Consider the following 25,398-nt stretch of genomic DNA (forward strand, 5'->3'; position numbering starts at 1 on the left):
ATCCCCAAGCATCAGGCCACCCTCATGCCGCCCGCCGGAACGCCCGTCGATACCCCATCGGGCTCGTCCCGACGATCCCCGTGAAATGCTCCCGCAGCGACACCGCCGACCCAAACCCCACCTCCATCGCTACCCGCTCCACCGGCAGGTCCGTCGTCTCCAGCATCCCGCGCGCACGATTCACCCTCGCCTGGATCACCCATTGCAGCGGACTCACCCCCAGCAGTTCCTGAAACCGCCGGTTCAAGGTGCGTACGCTGACCGCGGCCTGGGCGGCCAGCGCGGCGACGGTCAGGTTCTCGGCCAGCCGGTGTTCGATCCAGTGCAGCAGCGGCGTCAGGTCGGTGTGCGAGGCCGGTGTGGGTCGGACGATGAATTGCGCCTGGCCGCCGGCGCGTTCCAGCGGCACGACGGCCAGGCGGGCGCTGTTGGCGGCGACGGCGGCGCCGTGGTCGCGCTTGATCATGTGCAGGCACAGGTCCATGCCGGCGGCGGCGCCGGCGGAGGTCAGGATTTGGCCGTTGTCGACGAACAGGACGTTGGGGTTGACGTCGATGGCGGGGTAGCGGCGCGCCAGCAGGGCGGCGGCTTTCCAGTGGGTGGTGGCCTTGAGGCCGTCGAGGATGCCGCTGGCGGCCAGGACGAAGGCGCCGGTGCAGATGGAGGCGATGCGGGCGCCCCGGGCGTGGGCGTGGCGGACCACATCAAGGATGTCGTCCGGGACGCTGTCGGCCGGGTCGGCCAGGCCGGGGATGACGAGGGTGTCGGCGCCGCGCGCGGCGTCCAGGCGGTGGCGGATGTGCAGGTCGTAGGCGTGGGTGCGGACGCGGGGTTTGCGGGCGTGGACCTGCACGGCGTAGGGGCGGCGGCCGTCGAGGGTTTCGGCGAGCTGGAAGATCTCGCAGGGGATGGACAGGTCGCCCGCGACGAGGCCGTCGAAGGCGAGCACGGCGACGCGGTGCGGGGTGGGCGGGGGCATGGGGCAAGGGCTTTGGGACGGGTCGGGCGGACGGCGGCGCACGGTTGGCGGATTTCTTTCGAAGATTGGCATTTTGGCCAATGGCTGGCGATTGCGCCAGCCCGGACAATGCCGCTCATCCTGTTGCGAGACGCTGCCATGCCCCCGAAAGACGCCGATGCTTCGACCCCTGCTCTCTTCAAGTGGGCGGCCATGCTGGAAGGCGTGACGCTGTTGGCGTTGCTGGGCGTGGCGGTGCCGTTGAAGCACCTGGCCGGGATGCCGCAAGGGGTCTCGTGGGTTGGGCCGGTGCATGGGGTGGCGTTCATGGTCTATATCGCGCTGGCGTGCAATGTGGCGTCGGCGCAGGGCTGGCCGCGCCAGCGGCTGGTGTGGACGTTGGTGGCGACGCTGGTGCCGTTTGGCGGCTTCGTGATCGCGCGTTCGCTGCGCCGCGCGCGGGAGGCGTGAGCGATGGCGTATCTGCTGATCAAGTCGCTGCACCTGGCGCTGGTGCTGTTCTGGGTGGCGGGGATGGTGGTGCAGGCGTTCATGCTGGCCGCGGCCGACAAGCTGCCGGGGCCGGCCTTGCCGCAGGAGCTGGCGCGCCTGCGGCTGCTGCGCAAGTGGGAACGGCTGCTGACCACGCCGGCGATGGTGGGCGCGTTGGCCAGCGGGGTGTATCTGGCGACGAGCGCGGGCTGGTTTGGCAGCGGGTGGCTGTCGGTGAAGCTGGCGTTGGTGCTGTTGCTGGCGGCGGTGCACGGGATGCAGGCGGGACGGCTGCGGCGGCTGGCGGAGGCGGCGGGTGACGGCACCGAGGCGGGCCGTGCGCGGTTGATGCCGGTGGTGCTGGCCGCGCCGGTGCTGATCATTCTGCTGGTGGTGATGAAGCCGTTCTAAGGGCAGTCGTGTAAGTGCACGGCACGCCGCGCAGGCACAAAGCCGCGTCATTCGCTTCGTCCGAAACCCACGCTCGGCACACGCATGGACGACATGAAGCCCGTCAAAATGGGCTTCAGTCGATCCCCAGACGCGATACGCGTGCGTTGCCATGAATGCCCTGTTTGTCGAGCTGCCCGAATTCTCTCGCCATCGCGAGGAATTCCTGGCCGACGACGAATTCCGCGCGCTGCAATGCCTGATGTTGAAACTGCCCGAGGCCGGCGTCGTCATCGAAGGCACCGGCGGACTGCGCAAGCTGCGTTACGTCGACCCGCAGCGCAGCCGGGGCAAGCGTAGCGGCTTGCGAGTCATCTATTACTGGTGCGACGCCGAGCAGCAATTCTGGCTGTTCCGGTTGTATGGCAAACAGGATGTGAACGACAGCAATTCCGCCATCCGCAAGATGTTCGCCAAGGTGCTGGCGCAGGCGCTGGCGGCGCCGAGAGGCGCGCCAGCGGCCATCACGCGCAGGGTGCCGAAGGTGCCGACGCATTACCGGGCGCCGAAGCATTCGGTGAAGGCCAGGACTGAATAAGCCGTCGGTCTGATTTGCCACGGGTCTGCGTCAAACGCCCTGCACAAACGCCAGCGTATATCCGTTGCCATCCACCAGCCCGAACTCATGGGAGCCATAGGCCATGCGTTGCAACGGCCAGGCGATGGGTGTCTTGTCCTTGACCTGCCGGTAGAACGCTTCGACATCGGGAAGCGAGAAATACAGGGTGCCGCTGAATCCTGGCGCCCGCTTCCACAGATCGAGCGTGGTGAAGATCAGCCGCCCCCCGTGTTGCTCCACCGTGAGCGTGCCTTCGGCGGAGTCGGTGACGGTGAAGCCAAGCACAGACCCGTAAAAGTCGCGGGTTGCGGCGAGATCGGTGGTGTGCAGCAAGGCGGAAAGCGGCATGGATATGTCCTGCACGATGTGGGGCCACACGATTCTTTCATGGATCGCCCGATCACGTTTTATCCTTCGGGTTATCAACCTGGAATTCATCGCCGTTTCCCGAGCCGCAGAGCCGATCCCATGTCAACCCGCGACCGCCTAAAAACCTGGGCCCGGCGCATCAAGCGCGACGGCCTGACCCTCTGGTTCGCCGGCAAGCATCCCCGCACGCCCTGGCACGCCAAGGCGCTGGGCGTGTTCGTGGTGGCCTACGCCCTCAGTCCCATCGACCTGATTCCCGACTTCATCCCGGTGCTGGGTTATCTGGATGACGTGCTGTTGCTGCCGGGCCTGATCTGGCTGGCCATCAAGTTGTTGCCGCCAGAGGTGCTGCGGGAATGCCGCAACCAGGCGGACGCGTGGATCCAGGCCAAGCGCGAAAAGCCGCGCAGCCGGGTGGGTGCGGTGGTGATCGTGGCGTTGTGGGTGGCGGTGGTGCTGGCGGTCGGCTACTGGCTATGGCGCTGACGCGGCGCGCGGTTCAATCTTCCAGAAATCCCAGCGTGCGCAACTCCGCGATCGCGCCCAGCTCCTCGTCGCGCCGTTTCTTGGGCGCGCCCAGCGATGCGGCCAGCAGCATGGCAGGCTTGTCGGATTCGTCGAAGCCGCGCAGCACGCTGTCGGCAACGGGAAAGGCCTTGGCGAAGCTCGCATCCAGCGCCTGTTGGCCACGGTAGCGCCCGCGCTTGTCCAGGATCACCTGCGTTTGCGGATCGCGCCGGATCAGGTGCAGCGGCACGCCTTCGCAACGCAGCCCCAACAACCTGGCTTCGCTGATGTCCAGCGCCCAATCGGTCTCGGCATAGAACGCGGCGCGGGCGGTCTCGAATTGCTGGAGCCGGTCCGCATCCGTGCAGAACGCTTCGGGCGTCAGGTTGAGATTGAGCTTGCCGATCTTGCCCTTGAGAGTGACGCGGCGAAAGAGCGAGGCCCACACCAGCAGGATGGGATTCGTGGACAGGTCTTCGACCACCACGTCCTCGAACACGCACGGCTTGATCTCTGAATTCACGACGCGGCATTGCGACAGCGTCACGTTCCGCACGCGCGACATGCGTTGCGGATACTTGACCATCGACAGGCCGCAGTTGTCGAAGGCGCAGTCGTGCAGATGCAGGTCGTGGAAATTCCCGTTGCCCTTGTCCAGGGCCATGCGGAATTGCTGGCTTTCGATTTTTTGCATGCAGCGCGTGCGTCAGTTGCGGCTGGCGGTGGCCAGGCGCAGCGCCAGCGCCAGGAACACAGAGCCCAGCACGTATTGCGGCCAGCGCGACACGCGCTGCCGTCCCGCCCAGCGCCGGCTGAGCTGGTGCGCGGCCAGGATGACGGCGCCGTTGATGAACAGGCCGATGACGTTGAGGATGGTGGCCAGCACCAGGATCTGCAGGGCCACCGAGCCGTCCTGCGGGCGCACGAACTGCGGGAACAGGGCCAGCACGAACAAGGCCATCTTGGGGTTGAGCAGGTTGGTCAGCAGGCCTTGCAGGAAGACTTCGCGCACGGGCGAGCGGGCCCGGCCCGCATCGGGCATGTGCGACACCGGTCGCGAGCGGAAGGTGCGCACGGCCAGGTACAGCAGGTAGAGCGCGCCGGCGAAGCGGACCACGTCGTAGGCCATGGGCACCGCCACGAACAGCTGCGACAGGCCGAAGGCCGCGAGCAGCGCGTGGCAGTAGGTGCCGGCCTGGATGCCGGCCAGCGAGGCGAAGCCGGCGGCCCTGCCCTGGGCGGCGCTGCGCGAGGCGATCAGCAGCATGTCGGGGCCGGGCGTCATGGCCAGGGCGACGCAGGCGCCGCCAAAGAGCACGAGGGTGGCGGGGTCGAGCATGGCGAGTCCTTGGGGCGGCCGGTGGCGGTCGATTATTGGGCCGGCACGGGCAGGCTGCAACCGGTGTAGAACGCCTGGCAACTGGCGCCGGTGTCCTTTTCGCAGGTTTCCAGCGCACGCATGCGGGCCAGTTCTTCGCCGGCGGCGGTGACGGAATTGACCAGCACGCCGCTGCCCTTGGGCGACGGGCCGTAGGCGACCGCCACGCACTGGTCGTGGTAGGTGGTGTTGATGACGCAGCGGGCGCCGCCCTTGGTGGCGCATTGGGCCAGCGCGTCTTTTTCCGCGCGGGCCTTGCTGGCGCGGTCGGCCGAGATGCCGATCGAACCCGACAGCGCGTCATAGGCCACGGCGCCCCAACGCTGGGCGTCGCGCGACGAGGCGGTGGACGCGCCGCCCGCGGCAGGCGCGATCTCCACGGGGATCGGCACGCATTGCTGGCCGGGCGTGCCGACGCTGGGCGCGTAGCCGTCGGGGCAGCCTTGTTCGGCTTGCGCCACGGCGGCGTGGGAAAAGTTCAGGGCGATGGCAAGGGAGGCAATGATCAGGGTACGCATGGGTCAACTCATTCGTTCGATAGACCGCCCAGCAAGGACAGGGCCTCGTCCAGGGACAGCACTGTGGTGCGCGACTCGAAGGCGGTCGCGAACAGGTGGTCGTGCACGACCGGGTCGGGGTCGTAGCAACAGTCCTTGACGGTCAAAAGGCGGTAGTCGGCGTCGCTGGCGTGGGCGATGGAAGACAGCATGACGCCGGTGGAGGCAACGCCGACCATGATCAGGGTGTCGATGCCCTGGGCCGACAGCCGCGGTTGCAGGTCGGTGCCGAAGAACACGCTGGCGCGATGGGCGAGGATGATGGGTTCGTCATCGCGCCGGCCGAGTTCGGGCGAGACGCGGTCATGCACGAAGCGGCCCAGCTGGCGGATGCCCTGCCCGTTCTTGTTGAGCGGGCTGACTTCCGGGTAGCCAGGGCTGAAATGGATCTTGGCGAAGTAGACGCTCACACCGGCGCGGCGCGCGGCATCGCACAGTTGCCGCGTGTTGGCCAGCAGCGTGGGGGCGACCGACGGGAACAGGTCCATGATGTCGGTCTGGTAGTGCATGACCAGCAAGGCGGTGCGCGCGGGGGTGATGGCCGGGGGCGGGGAGGTCATGGTCGCTCCGTGAAGACGTTCTTCATGACCAGTCAGTTTAGCGGCAGTCGCGGGACGGGGCACGGGCCGGGTTGCCGGACGTCGCGCCCCGGTTTTTTCGGGTTCGCCGCGTTGTCGTCTACTTTTCGGCGTACTTCCTGCCGGCTTCGTCGTAGACGTAGCTGACGGCGTCGGCCGGACCCAGTTTGCGGGTCTTGCCCGGGCCGGAGATCTCGGTGCCGCTGGGGGTGACGGTCAGGCGCGGCATGTCGCTGCCGTTCTGCGCGGTGAAAGTCAGCTTGCCGGTCTTGGCGACGCAGGGCATGACATCGCCGTCGGCGCAGGCGGCGCTGTTGTCGTCGCCGGTGAGGATGCTGCCGACGTAGGTCCAGACCTTGTCCTTGAGCTCGTCGCGCGGGCCGGGGTTGAAGACGAACAGGGCGTAGCCTTCGAAGCTGGTGCCGTTGTCAAAGCCCTGGGTCGGCACGGCCAGCAGCAGCTTGCCCTCCGGGGTGCGGTAGTCGAGCGGCTTGCGGCCGGTGTCGACGGCTTCGGCCCGTTCGTAGGCGCCGAACATGCCGATGGTGTGCTCCATGCCGCGGAACTTCCAGGGGCGCTCGGCGGTGGAGCCGGTCAGCGTGAAGGTGGCTTCGGCCAGGTTGACCTGGGTTTCGGGGCCGGCTTCGTCTTCGCCGGGCTTGCCGTATTTTTCGCGGGTGTCCCAGGTGAAGCCGGTGAAGTATTGCGTGCCGCCCAGTTCGAAGGCGTGGCCGAACCAGTAGGTGGCGACGCTGCCGTTGGCGACTTCGTACGAATCGGCGCCCTTGCCGTCGATCTGGTAGATGGCGTACATCACCGTGGGGGCGTCGGGCGGAGCGACCTTGGCGGCGGCCGGTTGCGTGTCCTGGACGGCGTCCAGGCGCGGCTTGGACGCGGGTTCGGCCGCGCTGGCGGGGTTGAACAGGGTGGCCAGGGCGACGGCGCACAGGCCGGCGACGGTGGCGCGCAGCGGCGGACGGCGCGGGAACGGGCGGGTTTGCAGACGCGTATTCATGTCGGACTTGTTCTCGTCGGTCTTCGATAAGCGCACCGAGGCGCATTGTGCGGCGCCATCTTAGAGGGTAGATGGGGCGGGCGTCGGACAGTGGTTTGCCAATTGTGTCCGACTGCAAGTGGTGGCGTGCTCAGGGGCGGTCGGGATGCGCCATGCGTTCGAGCTTCTGCACGTCCAGCCCCATGCGCCGGCCCGAGGCCAGCAGGTGCGCGGCGGCGGCCTGGCGGGCGGCGTCGGGGTCCTTGGCCTGGATGGCGTCGAACAGGCGCAGGTGTTCCTGCTGCGCGGGGCGCGGCCCGCCGGCCAGCCGGGCCGAATTCTGCCAGCCCATTTCGCGCGCTTTGAGAAGCTGGCCTTCGATGAAGCCGCTGAAGGCCACCAGGTAGGCGTTCTGGGTCGAGCCGGCGATGGCGGCGTGGAAGTCGACGTCGGCCTTGGACGCGGCGGGATAGTCGCCTGCGTGCCGCTCCATGCGCTTGAGCGCATCGCGCATGCGTGCCAGGTCGGCGGTCTTGCGGCGCAGGGCGGCGGCTTCGGCGGCGGCGGTTTCCATCCAGAAGCGCAGTTCGAACAACTGCGCCAGGTCCTTGGCCGAGGTGTCGCCGCGCGGCAGGCGGAACACGCTGCCGGCGGGGTTGGCGGCGACGTAGGCGCCCACGCCCTTGGTGGTGACAAGGACGCCGTCGGCCTTCAGTTGCGAGACGGCTTCGCGGATGACCGGGCGGCTGCAGCCCAGCGTGCGCGCCAGTTCCTGTTCGGCCGGCAGGCGCGAGGCGGGCGCGAAGCGGCCTTCGGCGATCTCCTTGCGCAGGGCCGCGATGACCTGGTCCACCAGCGTCAGCGGACGCTCGATAACTTGCATGTCTGCTTCCTATCCAATGGCGAAGACAAAGGCTGCGCGATGCCGGCCGGCGCCGCCCCTGGCGCCATGATATCGCTTCGCCCAAAGCCCGGCGCAGGCCCGTTGCATGGCGGATTATGCCTTGCTATGCTGTCTTACAGCCTGACAGCTATCCGCCTTTCCCGCGCCCCGCCATGGCCGTATCCGCCGTGCGCCACGGACGCCGCCCAGGAGCCGTCCCGCATGCCGTCCTCCTCAGAAAGCACCCTGGCTTTGCCACAGATCGGCGACGGCCTGCCGGGCCGGCAAAGGCTCTGGGCGGTCTCCACGCTCATCCTGGGCAGCGCGATCGCCACGCTCGATACCTCCATCGCCAACACCGCCCTGCCGACCATCGCGGCGGATCTGCGCACCACGCCGGACGCTTCGATCTGGATCATCAATGCCTACCAGATCGCCATGGTGGCCACGCTGCTGCCGTTCGCCGCGCTGGGCGACATCGTCGGCCATCGCCGCGTCTATCTGTATGGCCTGCTGGTGTTCACGCTCGCGTCGCTGGCCTGTGGCGTGGCCGACTCGCTGGCGCTACTGACGGCGGCGCGCGTGCTGCAGGGCGTGGGCGCGTCGGGCATCCTGGGGGTCGGCACCGCGCTGATCCGGCTGACGTTTCCCAGCAGCCAGATCGGCCGCGCGCAGGGCATCAATGCCTTCACCGTGGCGGTGTTCTACGTGGTGGGGCCGTCGGTGGCGTCGGCGGTGCTGGCGGTCAGCACCTGGCACTGGCTGTTCCTGATCAACATTCCGCTGGGAGCCGTGGCAATGGCGATGGCGTGGCGCACGCTGCCGCGCAATCCGCCGCGCAAGGCGCCGCCGCGTTTCGACGGCGTGGCGGCGTTGCTGCTGGGCGCGACCTTCGCGCTGGCGGTGCTGGCGCTGGGCGATGCGGCCCATCATGCCGGCTGGACGCGCATCCTGCCCGAGGCCGCCGCCGCGGCGCTGTGCTGCGCCCTGCTGCTGCGCCGCCAGCGCGCGCATCCCGCGCCGATGCTGCCGGTCGACCTGTTCCGGCGGCCGCTGTTCGCGATGTCGGTGGCCACGTCGGTGCTGTCTTACGCGGCGCAGGGGCTGGCGCTGGTGGCGTTGCCGTTCCTGTTTCAGATGAGCCTGGGGCGTTCCGATGTGCAGACGGGCCTGCTGCTGACCGCCTGGCCGGTGGTGGTGGCGGTGGCCGCGCCGCTGGCGGGGTTTCTGTCGGAACGCCATTCGGTCGCGCTGCTGGGCGGCGGCGGGCTGCTGGTGCTGTGCGCCGGCATGGTGCTGGTGGCGCTGCTGCCGGCGCAGGCGTCGGATGCCGACATCATCTGGCGGCTGGCGGTGTGCGGGGCCGGCTTCGGTTTTTTCCAGTCGCCCAATCTCAAGGCCTTGACGACCAGCGCGCCGGCCGAACGCAGCGGCGCGGCCAGCGGCATCATTCCCACCGCCCGGCTGATCGGCCAGGCTTCGGGGGCGGCGCTGGTGGCGGCGTGTTTCACGCTGGTGGGTGCCGGGGGCGCGCAAGTGGCGCTGTGGATCGGCGCGCTGCTGGCCGGTGTCGCGTGTGTCGTGAGTTTTCTACGGATTCTTGCGCAGGAATGACGGCGCGCGGACGGCGCGGCAACGCGACTTGCGCATGCCTACGCAGCCAGGCGCCAGCTACGTGCTGATGCGCGAGCAGGATATCGCGGCGCGCCGCTTCGATCTGGCGCGCGTCACCTATCAATGCGACTGGCGTCTTGCCATTGAATTGTCGGCCGGGCGCGCTTGCTGCGGCGCGTCCGGCCCAGGCTCAATACGTCGCCTTCAGGTTCAGCATCACGCTGCGCGGCTCGCCGTAGTAGTTCGAGCCATACGCCGCCCACACGCGCTGGTAGTAGACCTTGTCGAACAGGTTGTTCACCGTCAGGGTCGCTTCCAGGTGCTTGTTGAAGCGGTAGCCGGCCTGCGCCGATACCGTGGTGTACGGGCGTTGTTCGAACTTCACCGGGCCGTTCAGGCGATACATGCTGCTGACGCTGCGCAATCCGGCGCCCAGCGACAACCCTTCCAGCGTGCCGGTGGCGAAGCTGTACTTGGTCCACAGGTTGAAGGTGTGGCGCGGCGTGATGAAGACGTATTGCTGCGACTTCTGGTCTTCCGTGCCTTTCAGCGTCTTGGTGGTGGTGTAGGCATAGCCGGCGGTGATGTCCCAGCCGGGCGCCGGACTGCCGCTGATCTCGGCCTCGAAGCCCTGGTTGCGCATCTTGCCCGCCGCCATCGAGAACAGCGGATTGTCCGGGTCCGTCATGGCGCGGTTCTCGTCTTCCATGCGGAACAGCGCCACGTGGCCGTTCAGGCGCTTGTCCAGGAATTCGCCCTTCAGGCCGATCTCGACCTGTTTGCCGGTGCGCGGATCCAGCAGCTGGCCGTTGGCGTCGGTGGTGGTCTGCGGCGTGAAGATGCTGGTGTAGCTGGCGTAGGCCGACAACTGCTCGTTCAGGTCCACCACCAGACCCAGGTACGGCGTGAACTTGCCGTTGATGTTGCTCTTGGTGTTGGTGAACTGGTTGAAGTAGGCGTTGCGGTTCTGCGTGCGGTTTTCCCACCAGGTCAGGCGGCTGCCGGCGATGACGGTGGCGGCGTCGGTGACGCGCAGGTTGGCGCGCGCGTACAGGCCGTATTGGTCGGTCTTGCTGTCGTTGCCGTTGGTGTATTCGTAGTCCGGCCTGGGGACGTTGTTGTCAGGGTGGAACAGGTTGATGTCAGCGTTGTCGCCGCCGCCGTAGCGGAAATTCTTGTGCACGTTGCGGTAGTCGGCGCCCACGGTCAGCTCGTGCTCGCGGCCGAAGGCCTGGAATGGCGTGGCGACGAAGGCGTCCAGGCCGTAGGTCTTCCAGTGGCTGCGGTATTTCCAGGTGACCAGGCAGGTGTCGCCGGTGACCGGATCGACCGCGCAGTCCGACCAGCCGAACTGGCGGCTGGGCTCGTCCTGTTCGCGGTAGACGCCGCTGACCTTGATGCGGCCGCCGTTGGACAGGCGGTGGTCGACGTCGGCGAAGTACTCGGTGATTTCTTCGGTGATGTGGTTCCAGCTGGGGTCCAGGTTGGTGGAGCGGCGCACGTCGAGCAGGCGCCCGTCGGTGTAGCCGGGCAGGCCAAAGAAAGGGCGGCCCTTGTATTGCTGATAGGTGGCGCCGGCGGTCAGCGTGGTATCGGGGGTGAGGTCGAAGCTGAGGGTGCCGTAGAACAGGGGCTTCCTGGTGTAGACGCCGTCGACGAACGAGCCGCGGTCGTCATAGGACGCCACGATGCGGCCGCGCAGGCGGCCGTCGCTGTCGAGCGGGCCGGTCAGGTCGGCCTCGGTGTAGTAGCGGTCCCACGAGCCGGTCATGACCTGGCCGCTGAAACCGAATTCCTTTTGCGCGCGCTTGCGCACCAGGTTGACGGTGCCGCCGGGATCGCCCGCGCCCTGATACAGGCCCGATGGGCCGCGCAGCACCTCGATGCGGTCGTAGATGGCCAGGCCGAAGCCGGCGCTCAGGTCGTTGCCGGTGCTGGCCGGCGTGTTCACGCCATCGACCTGGATGGTGTCGAGCGCGTAGCCGCGCGAATAGAAATTGCCGTGGTTGCCGCCGATGCTGCCGGCTTCCACCGTGATGCCGGTGACGGTGCGCATGGCGTCGTCCAGGTTCACCAGGTTCTGGTCGTCGAGCAACTGGCGCGTCACCACCGAGACCGATTGCGGGATCTGGCGCAGGCTTTGCGCGTTCTTGCCCAGGGTGACGGCAGCGGGGGTGTAGGAACCGGTGCCCTCGGTGGTGGCGAGGTCGCGGCCGGTAACCGTGACGGGCGCGAGCGTGGTGGCGTCGCTGGCGGACGCGCCGGCGGGCGAGCGCACCATGAAGCCGTTGCCGCTGGGCACGGCCACCAGGCCGCTGCGGGCCAGCAGACGGTCGAGCGCGGCTTGCGGGGTCATGCTGCCGGACACGGCGGGCGCGCGCAGGCCGGCGACGCTGTCCGGGCTGAACAGGATTTGCACCTGGGCCTGGCGGCCCAGCGCCACCAGCGCGTCGGCCAGGTTGCCGGCCGGCAGGTCGAAGGCCTGCGCGGCGGCGCGGCCCTGCGCGTGGGCCGCGGACGGCGCCAGGGTCTGTGCCGCCAGCGCGGCGCCCATCAACAGCGCGCACAGCAGCGCGTAACGGCCGGCGCTTTGCCGGCGGCGGAAGTGGCGTTGCGCCATGGTCGTTCCTCGGTGTGGAAGTGGATCTACACGGGGGAAGACGCGCGACTTGCCATAACCCGTACCTGCTGAATGAAAATAATTTCGCCTGGCCGCTTCAGCGGCTGGCGATCACCGCCGTGCCATCGGGCCGGCGGGTCAGCGTGACCGGCAGCAGGCCGGGCAGCGTGTCGAGGAAAGCCTCGGGGTGGCGCAGGTCCAGCGTGCCGGACAGCCGCAGGCGGCGGGCGCGGTCGTCGGCGAAATGCAGCGGCGCGTCGCGGTACAGGGCCAGGTAGCCGGCCAGCTGTTGCAGGGTGGCGTCGTGCACCACCGCCACGCCGTCCTGCCAGGCGCCGACTTCGCCGGGCGGCACCTGCGCGCGCGCCAGCAGCCGGGCGTCGGCGCGCGCGAGCAGCACCGTGTCGCCGGCGTGGAGCATCTGCGGGCCGGGGCTGGCGGCGCCGTCGGCATCCAGCCGCACCTGGCCGCTGCGCACGCCGACCTGCAGCAGGTCGGGCAGCAGCAGCACATTGAATTCGGTGCCGATGTCGCGCAGTCGCGCGCCGCCGGCGGATACCAGCAGCGGCCGGTGGTCGGGCGCGGCGTCGATGTAGACCTCGCCGCCTTCGATGTCGATGCGGCGTTCGGCCAGGGTGTAGCGCACGTGGACGCGGGTGCCGACGTTGGCGTGGATACGGGTGCCGTCGGCCAGGTCCAGGCTGCGTGTCTGGGTGGAGGCGTTGGCCACCGATTCGTAATTGACCGGCAGGTATTGGTAGGCGGCGCCCGCCAGCAGGACCAGCGCGGCCAGCGCGCCGCCCCAGCGCAGGAAGGCGGGCCGCGGCTGCCGCGCGGCTGCCGGCCGTCGGGTGGCGACGCCGATGGGCTGGGCAGCGTCGGCGGGAGCAATGTGGGCGGCGCCGGTCGATGCGCGATCCGGCGCGCTGGCCGGACGCGGCAGCGCGGCCAGGTCATCCCACACCTGCGCGAGCTTGTCGTATTCCTGCCGGTGCAGCGGCGATTGCGCCAGCCAGGCCTGGAACGCCTGTTCGGCGCTGGCATCGGACGCGCGTTCCCGGCGGCGCATGAACCATGCGCTCGCGGCCTCTTCGACTGCGGATAGGGAACGGGACGGGGTCATGACGATTCGCCGTGGACGCGGCGCTTGCAGTGCGCCAGGGCCAGTTGCAGGTGCTTTTCGACGGCGCGCACGGAGATGCCCATGCGCGCGGCGATGTCCTCGCAACGCAGCTCATCATACCGATAAAGCAGGAAGGCCTCGCGCTGGCGCGGCGGCATGTCGTCAATGGCGGCCTGCAGCAGGCGCAGGCGCTGGTTGGCGTCGGCGCGCGCGTCGGGCTGCCAGCCGGCCGCGGTTGCCAGGCTGCCGGGCGGCGGCGCGTAGGCCTGGTCGTCCAGGCTGGCCACCATGTGCTCGTCGCGCACGGCTTCGCGGCGCCAGTGGTCGCGCAGCAGGTTGCGGGCGATTTCATAGAGATAGGCGCGCGGCTTTTCGGGCGGTTCGGCGCCGCGGCTGGCGGCCAGCCAGCGCGCGAAGGTTTCCTGCGCCAGGTCCTGGGCGGCGTCGGGCGAGCGCTTGAGCTGGCGGTTCAGGAAACCGACCAGCTCCGCGTTCCATGCCTTGTATGCCTCGGCGATCGCGCCGAAGAACCGCTCCCCCATGGTGCCCCTAAGTCCGATGTCCGTCGCGCGGCCAGCGAACCCGGCGCGTTGTCTTGGCGTCGATAGAATGATAATGATTCGTATTGTATCAACATTGCCAGGCGGCGCGAGACGTCATGGTCGGAGCCTGGGGAAGGCGGCCCGGTGTCGGGCTGTCGGCCGGCTGGCGCTTCAATTGTCGGCAGCCTTGTCCGCCAACGTCGCCGCCTGCTCGCGCAGCACGAACTTCTGGATCTTTCCGGTCGAGGTCTTGGGCAGGGCGCCGAACACCACGGTGCGCGGCGTCTTGAAGCGCGCCAGGTGTTCGCGGCAGTAGGCGATCAGGTCATCGGCGCTGCACACCGCGCCCTCTTTCAGCGTGACGAAGGCGCACGGCGTTTCGCCCCACACCGCGTCGGGCCGCGCCACCACGGCGGCTTCCAGGACGTCGGGGTGGCGGTACAGCACGCTTTCGATTTCCACGGTCGAGATATTTTCGCCGCCCGAGATGATGATGTCCTTGGCGCGGTCCTTGATCTCGATGTAGCCGTCGGGATGCACCACGGCCAGGTCGCCGGAATGGAACCAGCCGCCGGCGAAGGCGTCGGCGGTGGCGTCGGGGTTGTGCAGATAGCCCTTCATTAACGTATTGCCGCGCAGCATGATCTCGCCCAGCGTGGCGCCGTCGGCGGGCACCGGCCGCATGGCGGCGTCCATCACCTGCACCGCTTCGACGTTGAGCTTGCGCACGCCGATGCGGGCCTTGAGCGCGGCGCGCTCGGCCAGGGGACGGTCGTCCCATTCGTCGTGCCAGGCGCAGCTGATCGACGGGCCGTAGGTTTCGGTCAGGCCGTACAGGTGGGTGACGCCCACGCCCAGTTGCTCCATCGCTTCGATGATGGCGGCGGGCGGCGCGGCGCCGCCGGTCATGGCCTGCACGCGGTGCGTGGCGCGGTGGCGCGCGTCCGCGGGGGCGTTGACCAGCATGTTCAGCACCACCGGGGCGGCGCAGAAGAAGCCGACCCGGTGGCGGCGGATGGCCTCGAAGATGGCGGCCGGCTCCACGCGCCGCAGGCAGACGTTGGTGCCCGCCAGCGCCGCCATGGTCCACGGGAAGCACCAGCCGTTGCAGTGGAACATGGGCAGCGTCCACAGATAGACCGCGTGCGGCGGCATGCCGCAGGCCAGCACGTTGCCGGTGGCGTTCAGGTACGCGCCGCGATGGTGATAGAGCACGCCCTTGGGGTTGCCGGTGGTGCCCGAGGTGTAGTTCAGGCAGAGGTTGTCCCATTCGTCCCGCGGCCCCTCCCAGGGCGCGTCGGCCGGTTGCGCGGCGAGCCAGGCTTCGTACTCCGCATCGCCCAGGTCGCCGTGCGGGCCGGTGTATTCGCTGTCTTCGATGCGCACGGTGCGCGGCGGCGCGCGCAGGTGGCCCAGCACCTCGCGCACCAGCGGCGCGTACTCGCTGTCGTACAGCAGCACGGTGGCGCCGCCGTGCTCCAGGATGAACGCCAGCGTGCGCGCGTCGAGCCGGGTGTTGAGCGCGTTCAGCACCGCGCCGGCCATCGGCACGCCGAAGTGCGCCTCGTACAGGGCCGGCGTGTTGGGCGCGAGCACCGCCACCACGTCGCCACGGCGCACGCCCCAGGCGGCCAGCGCCGCGGCCATCTGGCGGCAACGGTCGTAGGTGGCGCGCCAGCTCTGGCTACGGTCGCCGTGCAGCAGCGCGGCGCGTTCCGGGTAGACGGCCGCCGCCCACGCCAGGAAACCCAGCGGCGTCAGGGGCTGGTGGTTGGCGGCGTTGCGGGGCAGTGTGTCGTCGGACGCGGATGGCGATGCGGTCATGATGCGCTCCTAGTGGCCTGCGGTGGCCAGGCGTGCGGATTCGCGTTGCGCGGCCTGCCAGCCGAGCGCGGCCAGCGGTTCGACGCGCGCGCCCATCTCCAGCGCATCGGTGGCGGCGGCGTTGCCGGCGCGGGCGCGCGCGTACACGCCCTGCAGGATGGCGGCGATGCGAAAGAAGCTGTAGGCCAGGTAGAAATCCCAGTTGGGCGGCGGCGCGATGCCGCGCGCCTCGCAATAGGCGCGCACGAACTGCGCTTCGTCGGGAATGCCCAGCGCCGCCAGGTCCAGGCCGGCGATGCCGCGCCACAGGGCCGGCGGGATGCGCCAGCACATGCAGTGATAGGCCAGGTCCGCCAGCGGATGGCCCAGGGTCGACAGCTCCCAGTCCAGCAGCGCGATGGCGCGCGGCGCGTCGGGCGCGAACACCAGGTTGTCGATGCGGTAGTCGCCGTGCACCAGGCGGGTCTGGTCGTCATGCGGCAGATGTTGCGGCAGCCAGTCGATCAGCGCGTCCATGGCGGCGATGGATGTGGTCTCGGTGTCGCGATATTGGCGGGTCCAGCGCGCCACCTGGCGCGCGAAGTAGTCGCCGGCCTTGCCGTAGTCCGCGAGCCCCACGGCGGCCGGTTCCACCGCGTGCAGCGCGGCCAGCACGCGGCCGGTCTCGGCATACAGCGCGGCGCGCTCGGCGGGTGCCAGGCCCGGCAGCGCCGGGTCCATGAAGACGCGGCCGCGCGCATAGCTCATCAGGTAGAACGGCGTGCCGACGATGGAAGGGTCGGCGCAGTAGTGCAGCATGGCCGGCACGGGCACGGCGGTGCCGGCCAGCGCGGCCATGACGCGGTATTCGCGGTCGATCGCGTGGGCCGAGGGCAGCAGCGTGCCGGGCGGCTGCTTGCGCAGCACGCGCGCGCCGCTGGCGTCTTCCAGCAGGTAGGTCGGGTTGGATTGGCCGCCCGTCAATGGCCGGGCGCGCAGGCCGCTGGCGTTGCCCAGGCCCTGCGCCGACAGGTAGGCGGCCAGCGCGGGCAGCCAGTCGGCGGCGGCGTTGGTGGCGTGATCGGGCGCGCTCATACCAGCGCCTTGCGCGGGGCGTCCGCGTCGTCCCACTGCCAGAACGCATCGCCCTGGTCCATCAGGTAACGCGCCAGCACCATCTTGTGCACTTCGGAGGCGCCGTCCACCAGCCGCGCCTGGCGCGCGTAGCGGTAGATCCATTCCAGCGGCGTGTCCTTGGAATAGCCGCGCGCGCCGTTCAGCTGCAGCGCGGTGTCGACCACCTTGTGCAGGGTTTCCGACACCACGATCTTGGCCATGGAGATTTCCTTGCGCGCGAAGTCGCCCTGGTCGAGCCGCGCGGCGGCGCGCATGGTGAGCAGACGGCCGATTTCGATCTGCATGGCGGCGTCGCCCAGCAGCCATTGCACGCCCTCGCGGTCGGCCAGCTTCTGGCCGAAGCTGCTGCGTTCGCCGACATAGTCCACCGCCACCGCCATGGCGCGCCGCGCCAGGCCCAGCCAGCGCATGCAGTGCGTCAGGCGCGCCGGACCCAGGCGGATCTGCGTCAGCTTGAGGCCGTCGCCCACTTCCATCAGGCGGTTCTCGTCGGGAATCTCGAGGCCGTCGAATTCCAGCTCGCAATGGCCGCCGTGTTCTTCCGGACCCATGATGGGGATGCGGCGCACGATGCGCCAGCCGGGCTGGTCGGCGTCGAACAGGAACGCCGAAAGGCCCTTGCGGGCGTCGTCCGAAGTGCGCGCAATCAGGATGAAATGCTGCGCGGCGCCGGCGCCGGTGATGAACCACTTGCGGCCGTGGATCAGCCACTTGTCGCCCTGGCGGGTGGCGGTGGTGCGCATCATCGACGGGTCCGAGCCGCTGCCGGGGCTGGGTTCGGTCATCACGAAGGACGAGCGCACCTTGCCGTCGATGATGGGCTGCAGCCAGCGGTCCTGCTGGTCGGGCCGCGCCACCTGCGCCAGCACCCGCATGTTGCCGTCGTCGGGTGCGGCGGCGTTGAAGGCGGCCGGGCCGAAGATGGAGCGGTTCATTTCTTCATAGCAGGCGGCCAGGCCCACCATCGGCAGGCCCTGGCCGCCGCGCTTGCGCGGCATCTGCAGGGCCCACAGGCCGGCCTCGCGGGCCTTGGCGCGCACGCGGTCCAGCAGGGCTGCGTCGATGTTCTCGTGGTCGTCGTAGTTGGCGCGGTCGGCTTCCAGCGGAATCAGCTCGCGGTCGACGAAGGCGCGCACGCGCTGGCGGTAGTCTTCCAGTTCGGGGGGCAGCGAAAAATCCATGGCGGGGTCTCCGGATGGGGATGCGGGTTCAGAGCGAGCTGGCCAGGTGGCCGCCATCGACGTCGATGACGGCGCCCGTCATGTAGGCCGAGGCATCGGAGGCCAGCAGCAGCAAGGGGCCGTCCAGGTCCTGCGGCGTGCCCAGGCGGCGTTGCGGGATGCGCTTGACGAGGGCCTCGCCGGCGGGTGTGGCGAAGAATGCTCGGTTCAGGTCGGTGCCGATGTAGCCGGGCGCCAGCGCGTTCACGCGGATGCCGTGGCGCGCCCATTCCAGCGCCAGGGCGCGGGTCAGGTGCAGCAGGCCGGCCTTGGCGGCGGTGTAGGCGGCCACGTGCGAGGCCACGCGCTGGCCCAGGATCGAGGCGATGTTGACGATGGCGCCGGGCCGGCCGTGGCGCTGGAAGTGGCGCGCGGCGCATTGCGCCACCCGCCACGCGCCGTTCAGGTTGACGTCGATCAGGCCGGTCCACTCGTCTTCGCTGATCTCCAGCGCGGGGCGCGTCATGGCGATGCCGGCGTTGTTGACGACGATGTCGACCGGGCCGAGCGCCTGCTCGACCTGGGTGAAGGCCGCCTGCACGCTGTCGGGTTGGGTGACGTCCATGCCCGCGACGCAGGCCTGGCCGCCCTGCGCGCGGATCTCCGTTGCCAGGGCTTCGCCCAGTTCGGTCCGGCGCCCGCACAACGCCACGCGCGCGCCGGCTTCGGCCAGGCGCAGCGCGAAGTGGCGGCCCAGTCCGCTGTAGGCGCCGGTGACCAGCGCGGTCTTGGATTTCAGGTCTTCAAACATCGGTGTGTCTCCTTTGTTTGTGTGCCGGCGGCCTCAGGCCGTCATCCTTGCGGCGGGCTGGCTGGCGGCATGAAGTTCCACCAGCGCGTCCACCGCCACCGCGCCCTGCCCCACGGCGCCGACCATCACCGGGTTGATGTCGACCGACGCCAGCCGCGGACCGGCCGCCAATGCGTAGTTGCCGAGCGCCACCACCTGTTGCGCCAGGGCGGCGACGTCGGCGGGCGGATCGCCCCGCACGCCTTGCAGCAGCGCGCCGATGCGCAGGTCGCGCAGCTTCTCGACCACCTGCGCGGCATCGAACGGCGGCATCAGCACCGCCACGTCGCGCAATGCCTCGACGTACTTGCCGCCGCTGCCGATCATCACGACCGGCCCCAGCACCGGATCGACGCGCGCGCCCAGCGCGCATTCGTGCTGGCCGCGCTGCATCCGCGCCACCAGCCAGGCGCCGTCGCGAACGTTCAGCTTACCCAAGGTTTGGGCTTGATGGGAAAACGCGGCGCGCAGTGCGGTTTCGTCGTCCAGGCCCAGCGCGACCAGTCCGTGTTCGGACTTGTGCGGCAATTGTGCCGAGCAAGCCTTCAGCGCCACCGGCGCGCCGATGCGGCGCCACGCGGCAATGGCCTCGTCGGCCGTGCGGCAGACGGCATGTTCGATCACCGCCAGTCCGTTGCCGGCCAGCAGCGCCAGGCTGTCCGCTTCGGACAGGAAGCCTGCGGCTTCGTTCGGGGCCGGCTCCGCCGCCACAATGCCTTGCGATGCTGCCGGTGACGCCATGCGGCCGCGTTCGCGCAACCGCCGCAGGCGCAACAGCGCCGACAAGGCATCCATCGCCTGGATCTCGTCGGCGTAAACGGGCAGGCCGCGCGCGCGGAACGCGCTGGCCACGTTGTCCTGCCACGCCACCACCACCACCGGCCTGGATGCCGCCCGCGCGAAGCCGGCTGCGTCCGTTGCGAACGAATCCACGTCGTAGCCGCGTCCCGCCACCGGAATGTCCAGCAGGAACATGTCGGCCGCCGGGTCGGCGCCGATTACGGGCAGCACTTGCCCGAACAGGCCGTTGTTCGACAGCAGCGCGGCGGTGATGTCCACGGGGTTGACGGTGGTGGCATAGCCGGGCAGACGCTCGGCCAGTGCCTGCTGGGTGGCGTCGGCCAGCGGCGCGATCTCCAGGCCGCGCTCGGCGGCCGCGTCCGAGGCCAGCACACAGCTGGCGCCGGAGTTGCTGACCACCACCACGCGCGGCCCTTGCGGCAAGGGGCTGCGCAGGGCCAGCTCGGCGTAGCGCACCAGTTCCTGCGGATCGCGCGCGCGCAGGATGCCGTGGTGTTCGAAGAACGCATCCACCGCGCGGTCCTCATTGGCCAGCGCCCCGGTATGCGAGGCCGCGGCGCGCGCGCCGGCCTCGGAGCGGCCCGACTTGACCACGATCAGCGGCACGCCGCGCGCCCGCGCCAGCGCGGCCGCCTCGGCCAGCGGCCCTGCCCCGCGCAGCGATTCCAGGTACAGCAGCACGCAGCCGACTTCCGGATCGCGCAGCGTCGCGCAGGCCAGTTCGGCGACCGACACGTCGGCCTCGTTGCCGGTGGCATGCACGTGGCGCACGCCGATGCCGCGCTGGCGCAATAGGCCGTAGACCATGGCGCACATGCCGCCGCTCTGGCTGATGACCGCCACCGGCCCGTCGCCCGGCGCCACCTCCAGGAACATGGTGGAGAAGCTGGCGATGGCGCCGTTGCCGAAGTTGGCCAGGCCCTGCGAGTTGGGGCCGACGATGCGCATGCCGGCGGCGCGGGCGCGCGCCGTCATCGCATCCTGCAGGGCGCGCCCGGCTTCACCGGTTTCCGAGAAGCCGGCCGAGATGACGATGGCCGCCGCCACGCCCAGTGCGGCGCATTCATCCACCGCCCGCAACGCCTGCTCGCCCGCCACCGCCACGATCGCCAGGTCCGGCGCGGCGGGCAACGCGGCCAGGCTGGGCCAGGCGCGTTCGCCCTGGACTTCGGCGCGTTGCGGGTTGATCGGGTACAGCGTGCCCGCATAGCCGTGGCGCCGCATGTAGTGGATCGGCCGGCCGCCGATCTTGTCGGGATTGTCGGAGGCGCCGACGATCGCGATCGAGGCCGGATCGAGCAGGCGCGCGAGGCTGGCGTCGCCGATGGGTACAGAAGCCATGAAACTCCCCAAGGTAGGATGAAGGCGGGCGCGGGGTCAGTTGACCGTGGCGCCGGAAGTCTTGACCACGCCGGCCCATTTCTCGACCTCGGTGTCGAGGAAGCGCGCCGTGTCGGCGGGCGTCTTCCATTCCGAGGCGAAGCCCTGGGCGGCGAATTTCTGCTGGATGTCGGCGCGGCCCAGCACCTTCTGCAAGGCGCCGTTCAATCGGTCCACCACCGATGCCGGCGTGCCGGCCGGGGCCAGCAGCCCGTTCCAGGCGGTGGCTTCGTAGCCCGGCAGCCCGGCCTCGGCCACGGTGGGCACGTTGGGCGCGGCGGGCGAGCGCGCCGCGCCGGTCACGGCCAGCGCCTTGAGCTTGCCGCCGTTCACGTAGGGCATCGACGACAGCATGGTGTCGAACATGATGTCGGCCTGGCCGCCCATCACGTCTGTCAGGGCCGGCGCGCTGCCGCGATAGGGAACATGCACCATGCGCACGCCGGCCATGGCGCCGAACAGTTCGGCCGCCAGGTGGGTGGACTGGCCGTTGCCCGACGAGGCGAAGGTCAGCTTGCCCGGCGTGGACTTGGCCAGCGCGATCAGCTCGCGCACGTTGCTGGCCGGCAGGTCGGGGCGTGTCACGATCACCAGCGGGCCGGCGGTCAGCAGCGACACGGGCGCGAAGCTCTTGCGGGTGTCGTAGTTCATTCAGGTTCTTGAACAGCGACATGTTGATGGCGTGGGCCGTGGTCGCCAGCAGCAGCGTGTAGCCGTCGGGCGCGGCCTTGGCCACCATGTCGGCGCCGATGTTGCCGCCGGCGCCGGAGCGGTTGTCGACGATGATGGTCTGCTTGAGTTCGTCGCCCAGGCCCTGCGCGACCACACGGGCCACGATGTCGGTGGGACCGCCCGGCGGGTACGGCACCACCAGGGTGATGGGTTTGGTCGGCCAGTCCTGGGCGGCCGAGGCGGCGGCTGCCACCAGGGAAAGCGCGGCCAGGGCCGTGCGGCATGCTGCGATTGCGCGCATGATTGTCTCCTCCGTCGTGCGGATATGTTGTTTTGCTGGGGATGGTGTTGCCGGCGGCGCTTCAAGGCGGCCGGCGCGCCTCGAAACCGAGCAATGCGCGGCCGTCGATCGTGATCGCGCGGCCCATGACCTGCTGGCCGATGGCGATGCCGGCATCGGCATGGCCCATCAGCACCGCGCCCTCTTCCAGGCGCACCAGCACCAGCACGTAGGGCACGCGCGCGCGCCAGAAGGCGTCGGGCGCGCGGTGGATCTCGGTGCGCGCCAGCACTTCGCCCGCGCCGCTGCTGCGCCGCCATGGCAGATGGGTGCCGCCGCAATGGGCGCAGGCGTAGGGACGCAGCGCCCACCACGCGCCGCAATCCTCGCAGCGTTGCAGTTCCAGCGGATCGCGGGCGTTCATCGACGGCCCTCCGCCTGCAGCACCAGGCTGACGTGGGCGGACAGCACGCCGCCGTCCGCATGCACCAGCGCGCAGCGCGGCGCGCCCGCCTGCCGCGATCCGGCCCGGCCCGCCAGCTGGGTCCAGGCCTCGGCCACGTGCGCCATGCCGCCCGCCACGCCGGAATGCCCGAACGACAGCAGGCCCCCGTGGGTGTTGAGCGGCAGCGGTCCGGCGGCGTCGAAGTCGCCGCGCCGCGCGCGATCCGCCGCGCCGCCGCGCGGCGCGAAGCCCAGTTCTTCCAGCAGCATGGCCAGCGTGATGGTGAAGGAGTCGTAGATGCCCAGGTAGTCGACCTGGTCCGGGCCGATGCCGGCGTCGGCATAGGCCTGCCCGAGCGCGCGCGCCGCGCCGGTGTCGAGAATGTCGCGCAGCGCCGACAGGTGCTGGTGGCGATGCGCCTGCCCCGCGCCGCTGATGCGCACCGGCCCGTCGTCCGCGCCGACCACCAGCGCCACCGCGCCGTCGGAGATCGGGCAGCAGTCCAGCAAGTGCAGCGGCGTGGCGATGGGCCGGGACGCCAGCACCTGGTCCACGCCGATGGCTTCGCTCAGGTGCGCATGCGGGTGGCTGGCGGCGTGGCGCCGCATCAACGCGGCGAGCTCGGCCAGGTCTTCGCGGCGGGTGCCGGTCTGGTGCATGTAGGCGGAAGCCAGCAGCGCGTAATAGGCCGGCACCGACGCGCCGTTGGGCACCTCAGTGTCGGCTTCGCCGACTTGCGCCAGCGTCTGGATGGAGGCATCGACGGCCTGGCCGGTCAGGCGGTTTTCGCCCGCCACCACCAGCACGCGGCGGCAGCGGCCGGCGCGCACCAGTTCGCGCGCCAGCATCACCATGGCCGCGCCGGTGGCGCCGCCCATCTGCATGCCGTGGGCGTAGTGCGGGTCCAGGCCCAGCTTTTCGCTGAGCAGCGTGGCCAGCATCAGGTGCGGAAAGGTGGTGGCGTAGCCGCACAGCACGCCGTCGATATCGGCGCGCCGCAGGCCGGACTGCGCCAGCGCGGCGTTGGCGGCCTCGGCCATCAGGTCCAGGGCCGAGCGGCCCTCGTGGCGGCCGAAGCGCGTGGTGGCCGCGGCCAGCAGGTAGGCGTGGTGGAGATCAGGCATGGGGCATCCAGGCGCGTTCGATGGCGCGGGCTTCGGCGGCCAGCGCCTGGGCCAGTTCCTGTTCGCGCGATTCGACGCGCTCGCTCAATGCCGCCACGCTGAGCGCGGCGATGGCGCGGCCGCTGGGACCGCGCACGGCCACGCCCAGGCCGCCCATCTTTTCCACCACCACGTCCAGCAGCATGGCGTGGCCGAGCTTGCGGGCGCGCGCCGTCATCTGTTCCAGCAGCCGCACCGGATAGCGCGGGTAGCGTTCCTGCAACCGCTGGTGCACCGGCGGCAGCACCGCCTGGGTTTCGTTCTCGTCCATGGCCGCCAGCAGCGCCAGGCTGCCGGCGCCGATGCCGAGCGGACGGCGGCTGCCGATCTCCAGGTAGTTGGCGCGGATCGGGTAGTCGCCGAAGCACAGATCCAGGCAGACCGATTCCCAGCCGGTCGGCATCGACAGGATGACGGTGTCGCCGAACTTGCGCGCCAGGCGGATCAGCGCCGGCCGCGCCAGGGCGCGCAGATCGAGGCCGTCGACCATGGCGTGGTGCATGGCATAGACCTGCGGACCGAGCATGTAGTGCTTGCTGACCGGGTCTCGCTCCACGAAACCCTCGGCTTCCAGGTCCTTCAGGATGCGCAGCGCGGTGGACACATCCAGCTGCGCTGCCTGGGCGATGTCGGTCAGTCGCTGGACGCGCCGGTTCGACAGGCTGGCGAGGACGCGGCAGACCTTTTTCGTCGCAGAAACAAGGCTTGTATCCGGTGTGGACATGGCAGCGGCAGAGCCCGATGGCTGAACATGGTCACAAGATAGGCAGGCCCGCGACGAGGGTAAAGTTGCGTCGCAACAAAATTTCGCCCAGCAACAATCGTGGTTGCCGGGCGATGCGGCCAGGGTCAGGCCGGTTCGGTTTCGGGATGCAGCGAACGCAGTCTGCGCAGCTCGGGGAACCAGCGCATCCACAGCCCCGCCACCGCAATCGTGCCCAGGCCGCCCACCACCACGGCCGGCACCGCGCCCAGCAGCGCCGCCATCACGCCGGACTCGAATTCCCCCAGCTGGTTCGAGGCGCCGACGAACAGCGTATTCACCGCGCTGACGCGGCCCAGCATGTGGTCGGGCGTGTTCAACTGCACCAGCGACGAACGCACCACCACGCTGATGGCGTCGGCCGCGCCCAGCACCACCAGCGCGCCCACCGACAGCGGAATCGAGGTCGACAGGCCGAACACGGTGGTGGCCAGGCCGAACAGGATCAGCGCGCCGAACAGCAGGCGGCCGACGTGCTCGCCCAGGCTCAGGCGCGCCAGCGTCAGCGACATCAGCATGGCGCCACAGGCCGGCGCCGCGCGCAGCGCGCCCAGCGCCCAGGGACCGGCGTGCAGAATATCCTTGGCGAAGATCGGCAGCAGCGCGGTGGCCCCGCCCAGCAGCACCGCGAACAGGTCCAGCGATAGCGTGCCCAGCAGGATGCGGCGCTGGAAGATGAAGGTGATGCCCGCGAACAGCGTGCGCCAGGTAGTGGGCTCCCTGCGCGGCGGGGCGCGGTCGATCGACATGCTGGCGATGCAGGCGAAGCCGCACAGGTACAGCGCCGCCGCCACGCAGTAGACCCACCCGGCCCCCAGCCCGTAGCCGATGCCGCCCAGCGCCGGGCCGGCGATCTGCGCGATCTGGCCGCCGGAGGACGACAGCGCGGTGGCGCGCGGCAGCCACTCGCGCGGCACGATGGCGGGGATCAGCGTGGTCAGCGTGGGCGCCTCGAAGGCGCGCGCCGAGCTCATGATGATGAGGGTGGCGTAGATCAGCGTCTTGCCGCCGACGCCGTGCAGCGCGGCGATCGCCAGCAGCAAGGTGGCCAGGGTCTCGACCGCCATGCAGATGGCGACGATCTTGCGGCGGTCGTAGCGGTCGGCCACGTGCCCCACCACCAACGTCAGCGCCGCCATCGGCAGGAACTGCGCCAGCCCGATCAGGCCCAGGTCGAGCGCGCTGCCCGACAGCGCATAGACCTGCCAGCCCACCGCCACCGAGACGATCTGGAAGGCCAGCGACGCGCCGATGCGCGCGAACAGGAAGTGCAGGAAGGCGGGACGGTAAAGCGGACTGGGGGAGTCGGGGGCGGGCATC

Annotated in this window: 25 protein-coding genes and 1 pseudogene; 5 read left to right on the forward strand and 21 right to left on the reverse strand. The window is 69.8% G+C overall.

Translation table 11 applies throughout. The features are described from left to right. Nucleotides 1-22: 22 nt before the first annotated feature. Nucleotides 23-979, reverse strand: a complete 957-nt coding sequence (locus AT699_RS00425; RefSeq protein ID WP_024067361.1) for a GlxA family transcriptional regulator — start codon at nt 977-979, stop codon at nt 23-25. A 138-nt stretch (nt 980-1,117) separates the two neighbouring features. On the opposite strand from AT699_RS00425, the gene AT699_RS00430 reads away from it, so the two are divergent. The 3 genes from AT699_RS00430 (at nt 1,118) to AT699_RS00440 (ending at nt 2,438) form a co-directional block, all read left to right on the forward strand. Continuing rightward, on the forward strand, nt 1,118-1,429 hold the full coding sequence (locus AT699_RS00430; protein ID WP_049054755.1) for a DUF3817 domain-containing protein: 312 nt from the start codon (nt 1,118-1,120) through the stop codon (nt 1,427-1,429). A gap of 3 nt (nt 1,430-1,432) precedes the next feature. Beyond that, nucleotides 1,433-1,861 (forward strand): CopD family protein, encoded by a 429-nt coding sequence (locus tag AT699_RS00435; RefSeq protein WP_024067363.1) that lies wholly within the window; start codon nt 1,433-1,435, stop codon nt 1,859-1,861. Nucleotides 1,862-2,012: 151 nt separating this feature from the next. Then, nucleotides 2,013-2,438, forward strand: coding sequence for a hypothetical protein (locus AT699_RS00440; RefSeq protein ID WP_024067364.1), 426 nt, complete (start codon nt 2,013-2,015; stop codon nt 2,436-2,438). A gap of 30 nt (nt 2,439-2,468) precedes the next feature. Here the strand turns inward: AT699_RS00440 and AT699_RS00445 are convergent, their stop codons facing one another. Then, nucleotides 2,469-2,807, reverse strand: coding sequence for a VOC family protein (locus AT699_RS00445; RefSeq protein WP_024067365.1), 339 nt, complete (start codon nt 2,805-2,807; stop codon nt 2,469-2,471). 120 nt (nt 2,808-2,927) lie between these two features. On the opposite strand from AT699_RS00445, the gene AT699_RS00450 reads away from it, so the two are divergent. Next, entirely contained in the window at nt 2,928-3,314 is a 387-nt protein-coding gene (locus AT699_RS00450) for a YkvA family protein (RefSeq protein ID WP_024067366.1), read from the forward strand. Between the two features lie 13 nt (nt 3,315-3,327). Here AT699_RS00450 and AT699_RS00455 read toward each other — a convergent pair whose 3' ends face one another. The 6 genes from AT699_RS00455 to AT699_RS00480 form a co-directional block, all read right to left on the reverse strand. Continuing rightward, nucleotides 3,328-4,029, reverse strand: a complete 702-nt coding sequence (locus AT699_RS00455; protein WP_024067367.1) for a hypothetical protein — start codon at nt 4,027-4,029, stop codon at nt 3,328-3,330. Nucleotides 4,030-4,041: 12 nt separating this feature from the next. Then, nucleotides 4,042-4,674 carry a LysE family translocator gene (locus AT699_RS00460; protein ID WP_006389443.1) on the reverse strand — a complete coding sequence of 211 codons (633 nt, stop codon included), beginning with the start codon at nt 4,672-4,674 and terminating at the stop codon, nt 4,042-4,044. A gap of 32 nt (nt 4,675-4,706) precedes the next feature. After that, complete coding sequence (locus tag AT699_RS00465) at nt 4,707-5,231, reverse strand: DUF4189 domain-containing protein (protein WP_006389442.1); 525 nt, start codon at nt 5,229-5,231, stop codon at nt 4,707-4,709. Between the two features lie 8 nt (nt 5,232-5,239). Further along, nucleotides 5,240-5,830, reverse strand: a complete 591-nt coding sequence (locus tag AT699_RS00470; RefSeq protein WP_024067368.1) for a cysteine hydrolase family protein — start codon at nt 5,828-5,830, stop codon at nt 5,240-5,242. Nucleotides 5,831-5,948: 118 nt separating this feature from the next. Beyond that, the gene (locus AT699_RS00475) at nt 5,949-6,863 is read right to left on the reverse strand and encodes a hypothetical protein (RefSeq protein WP_172561402.1); all 915 of its coding nucleotides are present in this window, start codon (nt 6,861-6,863) and stop codon (nt 5,949-5,951) included. A gap of 130 nt (nt 6,864-6,993) precedes the next feature. Continuing rightward, nucleotides 6,994-7,725 carry a FadR/GntR family transcriptional regulator gene (locus tag AT699_RS00480; RefSeq protein WP_024067370.1) on the reverse strand — a complete coding sequence of 244 codons (732 nt, stop codon included), beginning with the start codon at nt 7,723-7,725 and terminating at the stop codon, nt 6,994-6,996. A 222-nt stretch (nt 7,726-7,947) separates the two neighbouring features. On the opposite strand from AT699_RS00480, the gene AT699_RS00485 reads away from it, so the two are divergent. Beyond that, entirely contained in the window at nt 7,948-9,339 is a 1,392-nt protein-coding gene (locus AT699_RS00485) for an MFS transporter (RefSeq protein WP_024067371.1), read from the forward strand. Between the two features lie 190 nt (nt 9,340-9,529). On the opposite strand, the gene AT699_RS00490 is transcribed toward AT699_RS00485, so the two are convergent. The 13 genes and pseudogenes from AT699_RS00490 to AT699_RS00550 all read right to left on the reverse strand — a co-directional run bounded on the left by AT699_RS00490 (nt 9,530) and on the right by AT699_RS00550 (nt 25,397). Next, the gene (locus AT699_RS00490) at nt 9,530-11,959 is read right to left on the reverse strand and encodes a TonB-dependent siderophore receptor (RefSeq protein ID WP_024067372.1); all 2,430 of its coding nucleotides are present in this window, start codon (nt 11,957-11,959) and stop codon (nt 9,530-9,532) included. 97 nt (nt 11,960-12,056) lie between these two features. Continuing rightward, nucleotides 12,057-13,082 (reverse strand): FecR family protein, encoded by a 1,026-nt coding sequence (locus AT699_RS00495; protein ID WP_024067373.1) that lies wholly within the window; start codon nt 13,080-13,082, stop codon nt 12,057-12,059. Further along, nucleotides 13,079-13,624: an RNA polymerase sigma factor gene (locus AT699_RS00500; RefSeq protein ID WP_024067374.1), complete on the reverse strand. Its 546-nt coding sequence runs from the start codon at nt 13,622-13,624 to the stop codon at nt 13,079-13,081. The genes AT699_RS00495 and AT699_RS00500 overlap by 4 nt, the downstream gene beginning before the upstream one ends. 171 nt (nt 13,625-13,795) lie before the next feature. Beyond that, nucleotides 13,796-15,448: an acyl-CoA synthetase gene (locus tag AT699_RS00505; RefSeq protein ID WP_024067375.1), complete on the reverse strand. Its 1,653-nt coding sequence runs from the start codon at nt 15,446-15,448 to the stop codon at nt 13,796-13,798. Nucleotides 15,449-15,457: 9 nt separating this feature from the next. Then, nucleotides 15,458-16,522 (reverse strand): phosphotransferase family protein, encoded by a 1,065-nt coding sequence (locus tag AT699_RS00510; protein WP_024067376.1) that lies wholly within the window; start codon nt 16,520-16,522, stop codon nt 15,458-15,460. Beyond that, nucleotides 16,519-17,745, reverse strand: a complete 1,227-nt coding sequence (locus tag AT699_RS00515) for an acyl-CoA dehydrogenase family protein (protein WP_006389424.1) — start codon at nt 17,743-17,745, stop codon at nt 16,519-16,521. The genes AT699_RS00510 and AT699_RS00515 overlap by 4 nt, the downstream gene beginning before the upstream one ends. Before the next feature lie 28 nt (nt 17,746-17,773). Further along, nucleotides 17,774-18,535: an SDR family NAD(P)-dependent oxidoreductase gene (locus AT699_RS00520; protein WP_024067377.1), complete on the reverse strand. Its 762-nt coding sequence runs from the start codon at nt 18,533-18,535 to the stop codon at nt 17,774-17,776. A 33-nt stretch (nt 18,536-18,568) separates the two neighbouring features. Next, entirely contained in the window at nt 18,569-20,716 is a 2,148-nt protein-coding gene (locus AT699_RS00525; protein ID WP_024067378.1) for an acetate--CoA ligase family protein, read from the reverse strand. Nucleotides 20,717-20,752: 36 nt separating this feature from the next. Continuing rightward, nucleotides 20,753-21,728 (reverse strand): annotated as a pseudogene (locus AT699_RS00530) (tripartite tricarboxylate transporter substrate binding protein). Nucleotides 21,729-21,789: 61 nt separating this feature from the next. Beyond that, nucleotides 21,790-22,131, reverse strand: a complete 342-nt coding sequence (locus AT699_RS00535; protein ID WP_024067380.1) for a Zn-ribbon domain-containing OB-fold protein — start codon at nt 22,129-22,131, stop codon at nt 21,790-21,792. Next, the gene (locus AT699_RS00540; protein ID WP_024067381.1) at nt 22,128-23,276 is read right to left on the reverse strand and encodes a thiolase family protein; all 1,149 of its coding nucleotides are present in this window, start codon (nt 23,274-23,276) and stop codon (nt 22,128-22,130) included. Before AT699_RS00540 ends, AT699_RS00535 begins: the two co-directional genes overlap by 4 nt. Continuing rightward, the gene (locus AT699_RS00545) at nt 23,269-24,039 is read right to left on the reverse strand and encodes an IclR family transcriptional regulator (protein WP_006386952.1); all 771 of its coding nucleotides are present in this window, start codon (nt 24,037-24,039) and stop codon (nt 23,269-23,271) included. Before AT699_RS00545 ends, AT699_RS00540 begins: the two co-directional genes overlap by 8 nt. A 125-nt stretch (nt 24,040-24,164) precedes the next feature. Continuing rightward, nucleotides 24,165-25,397 carry an MFS transporter gene (locus tag AT699_RS00550; RefSeq protein ID WP_006386953.1) on the reverse strand — a complete coding sequence of 411 codons (1,233 nt, stop codon included), beginning with the start codon at nt 25,395-25,397 and terminating at the stop codon, nt 24,165-24,167. Nucleotide 25,398 lies beyond the last annotated feature (1 nt).

Origin of the sequence: Achromobacter xylosoxidans, assembly GCF_001457475.1 — a bacterium.
GTDB lineage: Bacteria > Pseudomonadota > Gammaproteobacteria > Burkholderiales > Burkholderiaceae_B > Achromobacter > Achromobacter xylosoxidans.